The organism is Labrys monachus (genome assembly GCF_030814655.1).
GTDB classification, from domain to species: Bacteria; Pseudomonadota; Alphaproteobacteria; order Rhizobiales; family Labraceae; genus Labrys; species Labrys monacha.
Genome location: NZ_JAUSVK010000001.1, coordinates 1047616 through 1062020 on the forward strand (window position 1 = coordinate 1047616; position 14405 = coordinate 1062020).

Annotated in this window: 15 protein-coding genes; 6 read left to right on the top strand and 9 right to left on the bottom strand. The window is 68.9% G+C overall.

Annotated elements, in window-relative coordinates; genetic code table 11:
- Nucleotides 1-10 precede the first annotated feature (10 nt).
- The 3 genes from J3R73_RS04625 to J3R73_RS04635 all read right to left on the bottom strand — a co-directional run bounded on the left by J3R73_RS04625 (nucleotide 11) and on the right by J3R73_RS04635 (nucleotide 3344).
- Nucleotides 11-1033 carry a zinc-dependent alcohol dehydrogenase gene (locus J3R73_RS04625; protein WP_307423000.1) on the bottom strand — a complete coding sequence of 341 codons (1023 nt, stop codon included), beginning with the start codon at nucleotides 1031-1033 and terminating at the stop codon, nucleotides 11-13.
- A 12-nt stretch (nucleotides 1034-1045) separates the two neighbouring features.
- Nucleotides 1046-2368 (bottom strand): histidinol dehydrogenase, encoded by a 1323-nt coding sequence (gene hisD, locus J3R73_RS04630; RefSeq protein WP_307423003.1) that lies wholly within the window; start codon nucleotides 2366-2368, stop codon nucleotides 1046-1048.
- 202 nt (nucleotides 2369-2570) lie between these two features.
- Nucleotides 2571-3344, bottom strand: coding sequence for an SDR family NAD(P)-dependent oxidoreductase (locus J3R73_RS04635; protein WP_307423005.1), 774 nt, complete (start codon nucleotides 3342-3344; stop codon nucleotides 2571-2573).
- Between the two features lie 185 nt (nucleotides 3345-3529).
- On the opposite strand from J3R73_RS04635, the gene J3R73_RS04640 reads away from it, so the two are divergent.
- The gene (locus J3R73_RS04640) at nucleotides 3530-4180 is read left to right on the top strand and encodes a hypothetical protein (protein WP_307423008.1); all 651 of its coding nucleotides are present in this window, start codon (nucleotides 3530-3532) and stop codon (nucleotides 4178-4180) included.
- Between the two features lie 29 nt (nucleotides 4181-4209).
- Here the strand turns inward: J3R73_RS04640 and J3R73_RS04645 are convergent, their stop codons facing one another.
- Both J3R73_RS04645 and J3R73_RS04650 read right to left on the bottom strand, forming a co-directional pair.
- The gene (locus tag J3R73_RS04645; protein WP_307423011.1) at nucleotides 4210-6255 is read right to left on the bottom strand and encodes an NAD(+) synthase; all 2046 of its coding nucleotides are present in this window, start codon (nucleotides 6253-6255) and stop codon (nucleotides 4210-4212) included.
- Nucleotides 6256-6341: 86 nt separating this feature from the next.
- The gene (locus J3R73_RS04650; RefSeq protein WP_307423014.1) at nucleotides 6342-7832 is read right to left on the bottom strand and encodes an NAD(P)H-hydrate dehydratase; all 1491 of its coding nucleotides are present in this window, start codon (nucleotides 7830-7832) and stop codon (nucleotides 6342-6344) included.
- A 157-nt stretch (nucleotides 7833-7989) separates the two neighbouring features.
- Between J3R73_RS04650 and J3R73_RS04655 the strand changes: the two genes are divergently transcribed.
- Together J3R73_RS04655 and J3R73_RS04660 are read left to right on the top strand one after the other, a co-directional pair.
- A complete protein-coding gene (locus J3R73_RS04655; protein ID WP_307423017.1) occupies nucleotides 7990-8442 on the top strand; it encodes a host attachment protein in 453 nt (150 codons plus the stop codon).
- 133 nt (nucleotides 8443-8575) lie between these two features.
- Nucleotides 8576-8884 (top strand): phasin family protein, encoded by a 309-nt coding sequence (locus J3R73_RS04660; RefSeq protein WP_307423019.1) that lies wholly within the window; start codon nucleotides 8576-8578, stop codon nucleotides 8882-8884.
- Nucleotides 8885-8898: 14 nt separating this feature from the next.
- On the opposite strand, the gene J3R73_RS04665 is transcribed toward J3R73_RS04660, so the two are convergent.
- Both J3R73_RS04665 and J3R73_RS04670 read right to left on the bottom strand, forming a co-directional pair.
- Nucleotides 8899-9576 carry a phosphoribosyltransferase gene (locus J3R73_RS04665; RefSeq protein WP_307423022.1) on the bottom strand — a complete coding sequence of 226 codons (678 nt, stop codon included), beginning with the start codon at nucleotides 9574-9576 and terminating at the stop codon, nucleotides 8899-8901.
- Nucleotides 9577-9680: 104 nt separating this feature from the next.
- On the bottom strand, nucleotides 9681-10337 hold the full coding sequence (locus J3R73_RS04670) for a dienelactone hydrolase family protein (RefSeq protein ID WP_307423024.1): 657 nt from the start codon (nucleotides 10335-10337) through the stop codon (nucleotides 9681-9683).
- 254 nt (nucleotides 10338-10591) lie between these two features.
- Here J3R73_RS04670 and J3R73_RS04675 point away from each other — a divergent pair, with 254 nt between their 5' ends.
- The 3 genes from J3R73_RS04675 (at nucleotide 10592) to J3R73_RS04685 (ending at nucleotide 12100) form a co-directional block, all read left to right on the top strand.
- Nucleotides 10592-11011, top strand: a complete 420-nt coding sequence (locus J3R73_RS04675) for a DUF3775 domain-containing protein (protein WP_307423026.1) — start codon at nucleotides 10592-10594, stop codon at nucleotides 11009-11011.
- 270 nt (nucleotides 11012-11281) lie between these two features.
- On the top strand, nucleotides 11282-11704 hold the full coding sequence (locus J3R73_RS04680; RefSeq protein ID WP_307423028.1) for an ATP-binding protein: 423 nt from the start codon (nucleotides 11282-11284) through the stop codon (nucleotides 11702-11704).
- A 69-nt stretch (nucleotides 11705-11773) separates the two neighbouring features.
- Nucleotides 11774-12100 carry an STAS domain-containing protein gene (locus tag J3R73_RS04685; RefSeq protein ID WP_307423030.1) on the top strand — a complete coding sequence of 109 codons (327 nt, stop codon included), beginning with the start codon at nucleotides 11774-11776 and terminating at the stop codon, nucleotides 12098-12100.
- Between the two features lie 95 nt (nucleotides 12101-12195).
- Here J3R73_RS04685 and J3R73_RS04690 read toward each other — a convergent pair whose 3' ends face one another.
- On the bottom strand, nucleotides 12196-13800 hold the full coding sequence (locus J3R73_RS04690; RefSeq protein ID WP_307423034.1) for a Na/Pi symporter: 1605 nt from the start codon (nucleotides 13798-13800) through the stop codon (nucleotides 12196-12198).
- Nucleotides 13801-14032: 232 nt separating this feature from the next.
- Complete coding sequence (locus tag J3R73_RS04695) at nucleotides 14033-14401, bottom strand: response regulator (RefSeq protein ID WP_307423037.1); 369 nt, start codon at nucleotides 14399-14401, stop codon at nucleotides 14033-14035.
- Between the last annotated feature and the right edge of the window lie 4 nt (nucleotides 14402-14405).

Below are 14405 nucleotides of genomic sequence, written 5' to 3' on the forward strand. Positions count from 1 at the left end.
CTTTCCAGCGTCACGCGCCGACGGCGCGCGGCATGCGGATGATGGTCTTCAGGCCGGTCGCCTCTCCGGCCAGGAGCCTGTCATAGGCGGCGGGCACCTCGTCGAGGCCGATCTCGCGATCGACCAGTTCGGACAGCGAAGCGCTCAGCTCGCCGAGCCCCGCCACGGCCTCGGCAAGCTCGTCCTCGAAGGCGTGGCATCCCAGGACGGCGATTTCCCGCTCGACCAGGCGATTGGGATCGAGGTCGAGCCGGCCATGGAAAATGCCGACCAGGGCGATCGCGCCGCCGGGCTCGACGATATCGAGCATTTCGCCGAGAACGGCGACGCTTCCCGTCGCCTCGACGGCGGCGAATACCGGCGCTCCGCCGGTCGCCGCGGCGAGGGCATCGCGTTCGAGCTCGACCGGCCTCGCACCGGTGACGCGGGCGACCAGGGCCCGTCGGGCCTGGTTGCGGTCGGCCACCAGCACGGTCCCGTCGAAGCTCCGGGAGAGCAGCAGGGCGACGAGCCCGCCGATCGGCCCGCAGCCGGCGACGAGCACGAAGCCCCCGGTCTTCGGCAGGCGCCGCACCGCATGCAACGCCACGGCCAGCGGCTCGGCCATCGCCGCGATACGGGCATCGACCGAGGGATCGACGGCATGCAGCAGCCGCGCCGGCAGCACGCACGCTTCCGCGAAACCGCCGTCGCAGACCTCGCCGACGAAACCGAGCGAGAGGCAGAGATGGCGCCGCCCGGCGCGGCAGCGCTCGCATTCCCCGCACCAGAACCGCGAGTCGGCCACGACCCGGTCGCCGACCGAGAACCCATCGACGCCTGCGCCGAGCGCCGTCACCAGGCCCGCCAGTTCGTGGCCCGCCGTCGACGGCGAGCGGCTGATCCATTGGCCGGTACGGAAATTGTGGAGATCGGAACCGCAGATGCCGGCGGCCTCGACCGCGATCGTCACCCAGCCCGGCTCCGGCGCGCCCGGTGCGGCAATCTCCTCCACCCTGAGGTCGCCGGGTCCGTGGAGACGTACGGCCTTCATGTTGCTGCTCCCTCAGGCGCCGAGATAGCGGTCCCGGATTTCCGAAATGGCGTTCTCATGCGAACTGAAGCCCTCGTAGCGTGCCAGCGTCCGGGCATGGCCCGCGAGTTCCGGATAGGCTGCCGAGGTGACGTAGCCGACCGACGACCGCTTGAGGAAATCGGTTACCGAGAGCGGCCCGTAAGTGCGGGCCCAGCGGCTGGTCGGCAGCACGGCATTGGGGCCGAGGACGAAATTGGCGAGCGTCACCGGCGTATGCGGTCCCATCAGGATCTCGGCGGCCTCGGTGATGTGGCCGAGATGGGCGAAGGGTTCCTTCGACAGGATTTCGAGATGTTCGGGCGCGTAATCATTGATGAAGCGGTAGCTCTCCTCCACCGATGCGGTGAGGACGATGCCGCCGCGCTTTCCGGTCAACACCGCGCGGGAGAATTCGACGCGCTGCTCGGTCATGCGCGACCAGTGCTCGGGGATGGCGGCGCGCGCGGCTTCGGCGACCTTGCGGCTGTGCGTGACGATATAGGCGGAGGAATCCGGCCCATGCTCCGCTTCGATCAGCACGTCGAGCGCTGCCAGGGCGCCGTCGACGCTGTCGTCGGCGAAGATGATCGCCTCCGACGGGCCGGCCGGCAGGCCGGTGTCGATGACCGACGAGAGCAGGCTCTTGGCGGCGACCACCCACGGGCTGCCGGGCCCGACGATCTTGACCGCGGGCCTCACCGTCCGCGTGCCATAGGCGATCGCCGCCACCGCCTGGGCGCCGCCGCATTTATAGACCGTCTCGACGCCGGCGAGGCGTGCGGCGACCAGGGTCGCCGCATCCACCGAGCCGTCCGGCGTCGGCGGCGTCACGATGGCGATCTGCGGCACGCCGGCGATCACGGCCGGCACCGAAGTCATCATCGTCACCGAGGGGAACGCGCCCTTGCCGCGGGGAATGTAGAGCGCCACCGAGGAGATCGGCGTGTAGCGGTCGCCCGCATAGGCGCCGGGCCGTATCTCCTTGAGCCACATAGGCTCGGGCTTCTGCTCCTCGTGGAAGGAGCGAATATTGGTGATGCCGAACTTGATCGCCTCGACGACATCCTTCTCGACGGAGGCGAACGCCGCGTCGAACTCGGCCGGCGTGACCTGGAGGCTGTCTTCCGACACGGCGGCCTTGTCGAGTTCCCGCGCGAAGCGGGCGAGGGCGGCGTCGCCCTCCGTGCGGACGGCCTCGATGATCGGACGGACCTTCTCGACGAAGACCGACAGATCCGCCTCGGCACGCTTCAGGAGAGCGGCCCGCTGATCCGGGCCGAGAGCCGACAAGTCGTGGAAGCTGATGTCAGACATGGAAATTCCTTCCCTTGGCACACGGCCATTTGCAAGACGGCGGGGGAGCGGCGGCTCGATGGAGGCCGATGGAACGGCGCGGGCTCCCACGCGATCCATCGTCGGTGGCGATCGTCATGCCGTCTCCGGTCGGGCAGCCTGAAAGCAATAAAGTATATACAAGCGTGTACAAGAGGGTGCCAAGCGCTTTCTGACGGGCCTCTCAGATCGAGGCGAGATAGCCGCCGTCGACCGGGATGGCCTGGCCGGTGATGTAGGCGGCGGCGTCCGAGGCGAGGAACACCGCCACGCCGTGCAGGTCCGCGAGGTCGCCGAAGCGGCGCTGCGGTATCCTGGCGAGCATCGCCTGCTGCCAGGCGTCGCTGTCGTAGAAGATCTCGGTCATCGCCGTCCGGAAATAGCCGGGCACGATGGCGTTGACGCGGATGCCGAGGCTGGCCCATTCGGCCGCCAGGGCGCGCGTCATGCCGAGGAGGCCCGACTTCGAGGAGCCGTAGGGAACCGCGGTGGGAATGCCGACCTCGGATGTCAGAGAGCACAGGTTGATGATGACGCCCGGCTTCCCGTCGGCGCTCATCCGTCGGGCGGCGGCCTGCGCGCAGAAGAAGGAACCCTTGAGATTGGTGTCGAGGATCCTGTCCCACAGGGCCTCGTCGACGTCGAGGGACGGCCGTACCTCTTCCATGCCCGCATTGTTGACGAGGATGTCGAGGCCGCCGAGGAGGTCCGCCGCTTCCCCCGTCGCTGCCCGGCAGCGGGCGACGTCGGTGACGTCGAGCGTCACCGGATGAACGATGCCTCCCGCCGCGCGGATGGAGGCGGCAGTGTCCTCCAGCGATGCCGGCGAGCGGGCGGTGACGGCGACATCGGCGCCGGCGGCGCTCAACGCCTCGGCGATGCTGCGGCCGATGCCGCGGCTAGCACCGGTGACCAGCGCCTTCCGGCCGGCGAGATCGAAAAGGGAAGCGTTGCGCATGGGACCTCCGAACGGGGCGTGCACCGGCATGCCGGGACGACTCACGCCATCGGTTCCCTATACATCCATAGACAGACCGCGGCGGCAAGGCGTGGCCGGCTCCGCAAGGCTTGACACAGATCAACGCCGCGCAGGCGCTGCCGGCGTTGATGGTCTCCAGGCGCAGAACTGCGAGAGGTCACATCATGGTCGGAATTACATTGACGCCCGAACAGATCCGTTCGTCTCCTCCGGAGGTTCGCCAGTGGCTCGAGCGGGAGATCGCATTGTCTCTCGGCCTGCCCTCCGCCGCCGAAGCCGTGCCGCAGGCCGCAAGGCACCTCGTCGCCTGCACGGTCGACGAGGCCGGGGCCATCTACATGGCGATACGCGGGATGCTGCCGGTGGCGAACGTCTTCTTCGAACTCGGGCGGAAGGGCGCGAATATCGGGCAGAACGGCGTGGAGGCCCATCAGGCGGCGGAAATGCTGCGCTATGCCCGCCTGCAGGGGCCCGATCAACTGGCCGCATGCCTGCAGGTGATCGACAACGTCGTCCGGCAGCTCCGCAACGATCCGGCCGCTGTCCTGTGCGCGATCGATCCGCGCGGCTATTGCATCGTCGCGTCGCAGACGCAGCAGAGCATCGCCAATGTCTGGATGCAGCTTCTCGCCGGCCGCAGCGCAGACCGTCCGCCGGCAATGGACGCACCCGGCCTGTTCGGCGACGGCGGCAATCGGCCCGCCACCGCGAATCAGGAGCCGGCGATGCGCCCCGACGGACCCTTTCCGGACGCCGGGCAGGGCATCGCCGCGAACCCCGGCCAGGCCGATCCCGCCTTCGCCGGCAACCCCTGAGCAGGGCTGCGGGCTTCGGCATCGATCCGTCAGGCCTCCGGCACGTTTTCCATCAGCTCCTCGAGCCAGACCTTGGCCTCTGCGTCCGAGGGGGCCCGCCAGTCGCCGCGCGGCGACAGCGATCCGCCGGAGGACATTTTGGGTCCGTTCGGCAGTGTCGAGCGCTTGAACTGGTTGGCGAAGAAGCGCCGGAGGAATATGGCGAGCCAGTGCCGGATCTCACCGAGCGAATAGCTGCGGCGGTCTCCGGCCGGCAGGTCGTGCGGCCACGCGCCGCGTTCCGCTTCGGCCCAGGCATGATGGGCGAGGAAGGCGATCTTCGAGGGACGGTAGCCGTAGCGCGTGAGATAGAAGAGATTGAAGTCCTGAAGGGCATAGGGCCCGACGATCTGCTGCGTCGACTGGATCGCCGCGCCCTCCGTCGCCGGCACCAGTTCCGGCGAGATTTCGGTGGCCAGGATAGCGTAGAGCACGCGCGCCGTGTCCTCGGTCACGTCGCCGGAGCCCGCCACGAAGCGGATGAGATGCTGGATCAGCGTCTTCGACACCGAGGCGTTGACGTTGTAATGCGACATGTGATCGCCGACGCCATAGGTGCACCAGCCCAGGCCCAGCTCCGACAGATCGCCGGTGCCGACGACGAGGCCACCCTTCTGGTTGGCGAGGCGGAACAGGTAATCCGTGCGCAGGCCGGCCTGCACGTTCTCGAACGTCACGTCATAGACCGCTTCGCCGCGGGCGAAGGGATGGCCGAGATCGGCCAGCATCTGCTTGGCCGCCGGCCGGATGTCGATCTCCTCGCCGGTGACGCCGAGCGCGTGGATCAGCGCCCAGGCATTGGCCTTCGTCTCGGCGGAGGTGGCGAAGCCCGGGAGGGTATAGGCGAGGACATTGCGGCGGTCGCGGCCGAGCAGGTCCATGGCGCGGGCGGCGACGATCAGGGCCTGCGTCGAATCGAGCCCGCCCGACACGCCGATGACGGTACGCTCCAGGCCGGTCGCGGCGAGGCGCTTGGACAGGCCCTGGACCTGGATGTTGTAGGCCTCGTAGCAATCCTCGCGCAGGCGCAGCGGATCGGAGGGCACGAAGGGAAAGCGTTCGATGGCGCGGCGCAGCGGCACGGCTTCCGGCGGCGCATCCAGCTGGAACGGCACGACCCGGAAGGGAACGGCGCCGGCCAGTTCCTCGCGGGTGCAGTCGCCGAAGGTGTTGACGCGCATCCGCTCCTGGCGAAGGCGGCCGAGATCGATGTCGGCGGTGGCGACCACGGCGCCGACCGGAAAGCGCGTGGTCTCGGCGAGCCTGTCGCCATATTCGAAGATCGCGGCATGGCCGTCCCAGGCGAGGTCCGTCGTGGACTCGCCCGGGCCGGCCGCCGAATAGGCATAGGCCGCGATCGCCCGCGCGGAATGGCTGGCGCAGAGCAGGCGCCGCGTCTCGGCCTTGCCGATGGTGATGTTGCTGGCCGAAAGGTTGAGGAGCACTTCCGCGCCGGCCATGGCGGCACGGGTCGACGGGGGCAGGGGCACCCAGATGTCCTCGCAGATCTCCACATGGAAGGTGAAGGGCGCCGAGCCGGTCGAGCGGAAGAGGAGATCGACGCCGAACGGCACTTCGCGCCCGGCGACCGCCACCTGCCGGCCCACGACGCCGGCACCCGAGGTGAAATGCCGGCGCTCATAGAATTCGCGATAATTCGGCAGGTAGGTTTTGGGGACGACCCCGAGAATCGCGCCCCTGTGGATGACGACCGCGGTGTTGAAGAGGCGCCCGCCGCTGCGCAGCGGGGCGCCGACGACGATGACCGGAAAGAGCTGGTGCGAGGCTTCCGCGATCTGGCCGATCGCCCGCTCGACGGCGTCGAGCAGCGCATCCTGCAAGAGGAGGTCGTCGATCGCATAGGACGACAGGCCGAGTTCGGGGAACAGCATGACCGCCGTCCGCTCGCTGTCTCCCAGAGCGGCGAGATGCAGGGTCTCCTCGGCGGCGAAGGCAGGGTCGCCGACGCGAGCGCGCGGCACGCAGGCGGCGATGCGAACGAATTCGTGGCTATACAGCGAAGAAAATCCCGTCATTCCAGCTCCGGCGGCTCAAGGCGCGACTGCGGCGAACCTACCAGTTCGGCAAAGGGCATGGGAATGCAAAAGCGACATGGCTGGCGCTATGCCGGCAGGCGCCGGAGCCGCCGCAGCACCGGGGGCAGGAGGTCCGGCAGGTCCTCCGCGATCAGGCCCGGGCCGGCGGCTGCCGCCGCCTCGCCGTGCAGCCAGACCGCCGCCGCCGCCGCGTGGAAGGCATCGAGGCCCTGCGCGAGGAGGCCCACGGTGAAGCCGGTGAGGACGTCGCCGCTTCCTCCGGTCGCAAGCTCGGGCGGCGCGTTCGCATTGATCGCCGCGCGTCCGTCGGGGGCCGCGATGACGGTGTCGGGGCCCTTGAGCACGACCACGGCATTGCTCACTTCCGCGGCCCTGCGCGCCCGGTGGAGCTTGTCCCCGTGCAAGCCGAAGAGGCGCGCGAACTCGCCGTCATGGGGCGTGAGGACGCAAGGCCCGGCCACCGCCTCGAAGAGGGCGTCCGGCGTTTGCGCGAAGGCGGTGAGGGCATCGGCATCCAGCACCACCGGACGTCCGGTGGCGAGCGCCGCCGCGGCGCAATGCCGTGTCGCCTGCGTCACGCCGGCGCCGGGACCGATGGCGATGGCGTTCTTGCGGGTGTCCGACAGCAGCGCCTCGAATTCCGCCACGCCATCGAAGCGGCGCACGATGACGCTGGTGAGCGCCGCCGCGTAGATCGGCCACACCGGCTCGGGAGCGGCGAGGGTCACCAGGCCCGCGCCGGCGCGCAGGGCGCCGCGGGCCACGAGCCGGGCCGCGCCGGTCATGTCCTCGCCGCCGAGGACGAGGGCGTGCCCGCGCTGGTATTTATGCCCTTCGAGCGCCGGCCAGGGATAGCCGCCGATCCACAGCGCCGGCCCGTTCTCGAAAGTCTTCGGCGCGATGCCCCGCAGCACAGCCGCGGAAATGCCGATATCCGCCAGGATCACCATGCCGCACAGCGCCCGGCCGGGGAACAGGAGATGCCCGGGCTTCTTGCGGAAGAAGGTCACGGTCACCTCGGCGGGCGCCGCGGCGCCGCGGACCTCGCCGGTGCCGCCGTCCAGGCCGCTCGGCACGTCGATGGCGCACACCGGTATCTTCCGCGCCTTCAGCGCCTCGATCATCCCGGCGGCCGCGCCCTCGACGGGCCGCACCAGCCCTGCGCCGAAGATGCCGTCGACGACCACGCCCGCCCCGTCGAGGAATTCGGGCACGAACGGCTCGATATCGCCCTGCCAGAGCGCCGCATGATGCGCGGCGTCGCCCGAGAGGGCCGCGCGGGTGCCGAGCAGCGCCAGACGCACCGGCCAGCCCGCCGCCGCCAGATGGCGGGCGGCGACGAAGCCGTCGCCGCCATTGTTGCCGGGGCCGCACAGGACGGCGACCGGCCGTTTCGGCCAGCGGGACCAGACGGCTTCCGCCACCGCCCGGCCGGCGGCTTCCATCAGCACCGGGCCGGCGATGCCGCTCGCCATGGTCTGCCGGTCCGCCTCTCCCATTTCGGCCGGCGTGAGGAGGGCGACATCATGGGGGCCAGGCTCGTGTGGGGTGTCCATGTCTGCCTCGCTGGATTGGCGCATCGCGCGTGACCTTGGATGGCCCGGCCCGGCTTCGGCGCCGTTGACCTGCGTCAAGGCTAGCGAGGGTCGCGGCTGCTATCCAGTCGAAACACAGCCGGCCGGCGATATCCGCCGTGGCGGGGAGGATCGGACGATGACAGGCATCAGGATAGCGTGGCAATGGTGGGTGCTGGTCTGCGACGGCTCGAAGGCCCTGCTCCTGCGCAACGAAGGCGACGCCGACCTGCTCAATCTCAAGATCGTCGAGGTGTTCCACGAGCATCATCCGCCGTCGCGGGATATCGGCAGCGATCGGCCGGGACGCGTGTTCCAGTCGGATGCCCCGGCGCGCAGCGCGACGGAGGAGACGGACTGGCATGCGAGGGCCGAGGCCGAGTTCATCGCCAGGGTGGCCGCCGAACTCGACCGGGTACGGCACGCGCAGTCGATGAAGCATCTCGTGCTGGTCGCCCCGCCGAAGGCGCTGGGCGTGCTGCGCCGCCAGCTCACCGCGCCGGTCGCCGCCATCGTGGAAGCGGAAATCGACAAGGATTTGGCGCAGCTGCCGCTCGACGCGATCGAAAAGCACCTCGCCGCCGAGGCCTGAGCGATATCCTGCCGGAGCCGCCGCGCCGCCGGGCCGTTTTGACCCGGATCAAGGCGGGTGCCGCGATCCGACGCCAGTATCGGCCCAGTCGGGCGATGGGGCCCGAGGGCCGGGGATGGCCGAGGAGATGGCGATGAGCGGGCCGATTTCGAAGCTGAACGAGACCGAGACCTTCGCACCGTTCCTGTTGGATTCCGACGAGGTGCAGACGATCTGGAGCGCCGTCTGGATGGATGTTCCCGCCACGATGGCCTCGGAATTGACGCGATTTGCCGCGCAGCGCCTGCGCGCCCAGTCGGACTTCCTCGCCAGGCTCGGCCGGTCGCGGACCTATACCGACGTCCTGGAAGCCCAGACTGCCTTCTGGCGGGCCGCCGCGCAGGATTATACGGCCGAGACCGGCAAGATGATGGGTGAGCTCGCTGTCGGCCATGCGGCGTGAGGGATGGCGGCCGATCAATCGGGAGCCGCTTGCGGGCCGGCCGGCGGTTCCTTGTCGTGCGAACGGGCGAGGATGCGAACGACCTCGTCGTCGGAGACCTGGTCGAAATCGGCATAATAGGTGCCGACAGCCGTGAAGAAGCGATGGTTCTCCAGGCAAACGATCTCGTCGGCTTCCTGGCGTAATTCCTCCAGCGTGTCGGCGGGGGCGACCGGCACCGCCAGGATCAGGCGGGCCGGATGCTGCTTGCGTACCGCGCGGAGGGCGGCCGAGGTGGTCGCGCCGGTCGCCACGCCGTCATCGACGACGATGACGGTGCGCCCGTCGAGGACGGGCCGCGGGCGATCGCCGACATAGAGCCTGCGCCGCCTGAGGAGTTCCGCCATCTCGCCTTCGCGGACATGGGCGAAGGCCGCTTCCGAAACGCCGGCCCTGCGCATGATCTCCCGGTTCTGCACCACCACCGGCGTCGGGCCGTCGACCACCGCGCCCATGGCCAGCTCCGGCTGGGAGGGCACGCCGATCTTGCGGACGAGCACCACGTCGAGAGGTGCGCCGAGCCGGCGGGCAACCTCCTCGGCGACCGGAACGCCGCCCCGCGGCAGGGCGAGGACGATCGGGCGGCGGGGCCCGTAGCCGGCGAGGGCTTCGGCGAGGCGGCGCCCGGCATCGGTGCGGTCCTGGAAGGACATGGTCGGCTCCTGGGGCAGTGTGCAAAGGGGCGGCATCGGCAAGAAACGCGAAACGCGTGACGAAGAGCGAAGCGGGATGTCGCTGCCGGGGGACGCGTTTGGCTTCAGGGAGGGCCGGAGGCCGCCGCCACCTTACGGCGCGCGAGATGCAGGGTGAACCATTCCGCGGCGTGGCGGATCACCGCCTCCAATGCGCCCGATTCCGAGAAGAGATGGGTAGCGCCGGGCACGATGCACAGGGCCTTGGGCGATTGCAGCGCGGCCATGGCCTGTTCGTTCAGCGCGACGACGCTGACGTCGCAACCGCCGACGATCAGCAGCGTGGGCGCTCTTACGCGCGCAAGCGCATCGCCGGCGAGATCCGGCCGCCCGCCGCGCGAGACGATGGCGCCGACCCTGGTGCCGGGACTCGCTGCGGCCATGAGAGCCGCCGCCGCTCCGGTGCTCGCGCCGAACAGCCCGAGCGGCAGGCGGCAGAGCTGCTCGTCCTGGTCGATCCATCCGACTGCCTCGATCACCCGTCCGGCGAGCAGCGGAATATCGAAGACATTGCCGCGGTCGCGCTCCTCCTCCGCCGTCAGGAGATCGAACAGGAGCGTCGCAAACCCGGCATCGTGAAGGCCGCGCGCCACCGCGCCGTTGCGGGGGCTGAAACGGCTGGAGCCGCTTCCGTGCACGAAGACGACGAGCCCCGCTGGCCGGGGTGGCGACCGCACGGTGCCGGGCAGCCCGGCGGAGGAGATGAGGATCTCGCGGATCATCGCATGACTCCCGTCCGGGGCCGTCGCTCGACATAATCTCATTGTCTCAGGAGACTCGCGCCGCGGCATTGACCTCGGTCAAGCCCGAAGGGAATTTTGCCGCCGGACCTCTAACGCAAAGGTTCTGCCTGAGGTCCTGCAGATGGAGCTTGACGCTTGTCAACGCGCCGGATCCCGGGAGGATCATTGTCGTTCCGACGGCCGCAGCCTTGCGGGCGTCGAGGCGGGCCCTTCGCCCGCAAGGGACATGTTGGATGGCTCTTCTCCCGGATCTGTCGATCTCGCCCGAAAAAGTGTGCTTCATCGCCGGCAAGGCGCGCCAATACGATGCTAAGGACGCGGTGACCGAACCCAATCCGGCGTCCAATGCCAGCGACGATTCCATGTGGGCCGTGCTTGAGGATCATGCCGACGATCCCGTCCGTCGGGAACTCGCCGACTTCATCTGGGGCTTGAACGAAGACGAGCAGATCGATCTCGTCACGCTCGCCTGGCTCGGGCGCGGCGACGGCGACCTCGGCGACTGGCCCGCCCTTCGTGAGGAGGCTTTGCGGGCCCACAATGCGCGCACCGGCACCTATCTTCTCGGCATGCCGCTGCTGGCAAGCTATCTCGAAAGCGCGCTGTCCCTGTTCGGTCTGTCCTGCGAGACAATCGAAGCAGACCATCGATGACGGTTTCGCGCCATCCGGCCGGCTTCCGTGACGCTAGCGGCCTGCTGCCGTGGGATGTCGTCCGTGCGAAGGGGGCCGTACCGGCCTGCGTTGAGTTTCCGGTGGGATACGATATGGTTTGCCCGTGCCCGCCGGCATGACGGCGAAGGGATGGCCATCGAGCCGGCAGAGGCGTCGCATCATGTGATGTCCCGGCCGTCGCCCGAAGCTCCGCCATGGGGCGATGGGAAGCCGGACCGAACTTTCAGATCGAATCGAGGAGACGAACCTTTGCCGAGTCCGACGCTGGTCATTCGTCTCGAACCAAGCGTCGCAGCCGTACCGGATATGCTCGACCGGGTGGAAGCCTATGCCGAGGCGTCCGAGCTGCCCCCGAAGACGGCCTATCGGCTCGCGGTGGTCTGCGAGGAACTGGTGGCGAATGTCGCCATGCACGGCGCGGGCGGCGAAGACGGTGCGACCTATGTGGAGATCAGGGCGGAGCGCGAGGCCGATCGGCTCCGCCTCTCGGTCGAGGACGACGGCAGGCCCTTCGATCCGCTGGCGGCGGCGGCGCCGGACGTCTCGCTCGCGCTCGACGATCGCGACATCGGCGGCCTCGGCATCCATTTCGTGCGGTCTCTCGTGCAGGAGATCGCCTATGAACGGCGCGAAGGCCGCAATTGCCTGACCGCCCTGTTCGAGATGGTATGATAATAGAGTAGGCTCACAGTTCATCCGCCCGTCGTTCCCATCGACGGGCCCTTTCAAGGAATATTGCCCGTGCAGATTACCACGTTCAAATCCGGAGACGTCACGGTTGCGGTTCTAGACGGCCGGCTCGACACGGCCACGGCTGCCGAAGCCGAGCAGCAACTGCTCGGCCTGCTGCAGGAAGGAGCCGTCGTCGCCGATCTCGAGGGGGTACGCTACATGTCGTCGGCGGGGCTGCGGCTGCTGCTCAAGGCGGCCAAGCTCGGCAAGGGAAAGGGCGTGAAGTTCTCCGTCTGCGCTTCTCAGCCGGCAGTAAGGGAAGTGTTCGAGATCAGCGGCTTCAACAAGATCATCACCGCCTTCGGCACGCGCGCTGAGGCGCTGGCCGGCAGCTGAGGCGCCATGCACTCCCGGCGCACCGGCCTCGGCCGGTGCGGGAGCCGCAACGTCCTTCGACGAAAGGCAGGCCGACAGCCCTTCCGGCTGCCGTCTCAGTCGGCCGCCAAGGCCTTTTGTGCCTGGTTCATGTCGATGACCACCCGGCGTGCGAGCCAGACCACGCGCTCGAAGAGGATCGTCATCCGGAACAGCGCATCCTGCATGTCCGCGGGGGCGCCGGAACTCGACGACAAGCGCCCGCGCAGATCTTCCATCAGCTGATCACGGTCGCCGAGCAGGCCGAGGACGAACTCCGGATCATCCGTGCCGAGATCCTGGACATAATCGGCCACGACGATCAGCAGGGCGTGAAGGCCTTCGACCAGGCTGCCGGTGGTGGGCAGGGCGGCGGCGCGGGGAACGGCGGTGGCGAGTTCGGCCAGCGCCTCGTGGAGCGAAGCGATATTGCCGACGGCATCCTCCAGCAGCAGCGCCGTGGCGACCTCGCTGCGGCGGGGCTGATTGTCGAGCAGCGTGGCGAGATAGGATTTGATCGTCCCCGCCAATGCGCTCCCGGCCGTGCGCAGCATCGATGCCTGCGGCGTCGCGGGATCCGACTCTGCGCGGACATGATCGAGCATCAGCGGCAGCCGCGCGCTGAGGCGAGCGAGTTCGCGGATGACGAGATCGAGGGCGGCGGGCGGGTCGGACAGCGCCTCCCGCAGGAGGAAGGTCGGCTGGGCCAGCGCCTCGGCGGGGTTGACCGGCGTCCAGCGCTGGACCAGCGTCCGCACCGGGCCGGCCGTAAGGCTCGATATCGTCGAGCCGATGACCTGGGCGATGGTGAACACCACCGCGATCTGGGCACTGGCATTATGGCCGGCCATGGCGGTGAGCGATGCTCCTTCGGCCGGCCACAGGCCCGAAACCGCCGCGAATGCGGCGAGCAGGAGCGAGCCGGTCGCCTTCTGCACCACCTGGCAGGCGAAAACCAGACGTCCCGCCAGGTTCTCGCCCGACATATTGACGAGATTGTTGAAGATGGCGCCGGCATTGGCGCCGGCGATCACCGGCAAGGCGGCGGGCACGGTCAGGAGCTTGGCCCCGACAGCGGCCACCGCGATCGCCGTAGCGACGGACGAGGACTGTGCGATGAACGAGAAGACCGCGCCGATCAGGGCGAGCAGCCAGGGCGACTGCAGCGCCGCCGTCAGCGTCGGGCTCTGCAGCATGGCCTCGCGCACCGGCTCGATGGTGGAGGAGACGATGTGCATGCCGAAGAGCAGCAGCGCGGCGCCCAGCGCGGCGTCGAGCACGTTGCGCATGCGGTCACCGCGCGCCAGCCTGAAATAGGTGATGAAGCCGACGATGCCGATGACGAGGCTCGCCGCCGTGGTGGTGTCGACCGCGAGCAGCAGCGGCAGCATGGCGGTGCCGACATTCGACCAGCTCGGCGCCAGCAGCGCGGGGCCGGCCGGCACCACGCCGGCCCGGACGAAGCCGATGATGATCCAGGACACGGCCGACGAGCTCTGCGTCGCCAGGCCGGCGATCGTCCCGCTCACGGCGGTGCTGACCGGGCCGCGCATGGCCTGCGCGAAGACGGCACGGGTCCGCCGGCCGGCAAGGGGCACGAGATTGGCGGAAAGGGAGCGTACGCCGATGAAGAACAAGCCGAGCCCGCTGAGCAAGGCGGCAATGGTCGCGATGATGCTCATGCAGCTTGCCGGTGGCGGTAGGGCATAGGCGTGGTGTCCTTTCGGCCAGCGGCGACCGACGGAGTTAAGCCGCTGAAGGACAAGCCATAAGGTAGATTTGTGACTGTGATTTAACACCCCGATTCACGGGCGGTTTTCTTCGCGAAAGCCGCGCGGGCGGGAGGCGGACGAGGCGCCGGCCGAGGGGGAGCGGGCGGAGCCCGGCACCTCCCGGACAGGCAGGCGGAAACGCTCACGCGCCGGTGAGCGCCGCAATCTTTCCCATGAGCGATTCGAGATCGACGGGCTTGGTATCGTAATCGTCGGCGCCCGCTTCCATCGCGCGGGCGCGATCGCCGGCCATCGCATGCGCCGTGAGCGCGATGATGGGAATCGCCTGCGTGGCCGCATCGTTCTTGAGACGGCGCGTGGCTTCCCACCCGTCCATGATCGGCAGGCTGAGATCCATCAGCACGATGTCCGGGCGTTCCGAATGGGTCATGGAGACGGCTTCCGCGCCATTGCCGGCGAAGAGCACCTGATGGCCGCGGCGAAGCAGGCGCCGGCTCAGCATGTCCCGATTTTCCGGATTGTCTTCCACGAGCAGAATGCGCAGCGTCATCCGT

What these genes read in the sequence shown, in the direction of transcription:
- J3R73_RS04625 (WP_307423000.1), bottom strand. Translation starts at nt 1,033, where the DNA reads ATGAAGGCCGTACGTCTCCACGGACCCGGCGACCTCAGGGTGGAGGAG.
- hisD (WP_307423003.1), bottom strand. Translation starts at nt 2,368, where the DNA reads ATGTCTGACATCAGCTTCCACGACTTGTCGGCTCTCGGCCCGGATCAG.
- J3R73_RS04635 (WP_307423005.1), bottom strand. Translation starts at nt 3,344, where the DNA reads ATGCGCAACGCTTCCCTTTTCGATCTCGCCGGCCGGAAGGCGCTGGTC.
- J3R73_RS04640 (WP_307423008.1), top strand. Translation starts at nt 3,530, where the DNA reads ATGGTCGGAATTACATTGACGCCCGAACAGATCCGTTCGTCTCCTCCG.
- J3R73_RS04645 (WP_307423011.1), bottom strand. Translation starts at nt 6,255, where the DNA reads ATGACGGGATTTTCTTCGCTGTATAGCCACGAATTCGTTCGCATCGCC.
- J3R73_RS04650 (WP_307423014.1), bottom strand. Translation starts at nt 7,832, where the DNA reads ATGGACACCCCACACGAGCCTGGCCCCCATGATGTCGCCCTCCTCACG.
- J3R73_RS04655 (WP_307423017.1), top strand. Translation starts at nt 7,990, where the DNA reads ATGACAGGCATCAGGATAGCGTGGCAATGGTGGGTGCTGGTCTGCGAC.
- J3R73_RS04660 (WP_307423019.1), top strand. Translation starts at nt 8,576, where the DNA reads ATGAGCGGGCCGATTTCGAAGCTGAACGAGACCGAGACCTTCGCACCG.
- J3R73_RS04665 (WP_307423022.1), bottom strand. Translation starts at nt 9,576, where the DNA reads ATGTCCTTCCAGGACCGCACCGATGCCGGGCGCCGCCTCGCCGAAGCC.
- J3R73_RS04670 (WP_307423024.1), bottom strand. Translation starts at nt 10,337, where the DNA reads ATGATCCGCGAGATCCTCATCTCCTCCGCCGGGCTGCCCGGCACCGTG.
- J3R73_RS04675 (WP_307423026.1), top strand. Translation starts at nt 10,592, where the DNA reads ATGGCTCTTCTCCCGGATCTGTCGATCTCGCCCGAAAAAGTGTGCTTC.
- J3R73_RS04690 (WP_307423034.1), bottom strand. Translation starts at nt 13,800, where the DNA reads ATGAGCATCATCGCGACCATTGCCGCCTTGCTCAGCGGGCTCGGCTTG.
- J3R73_RS04695 (WP_307423037.1), bottom strand. Translation starts at nt 14,401, where the DNA reads ATGACGCTGCGCATTCTGCTCGTGGAAGACAATCCGGAAAATCGGGAC.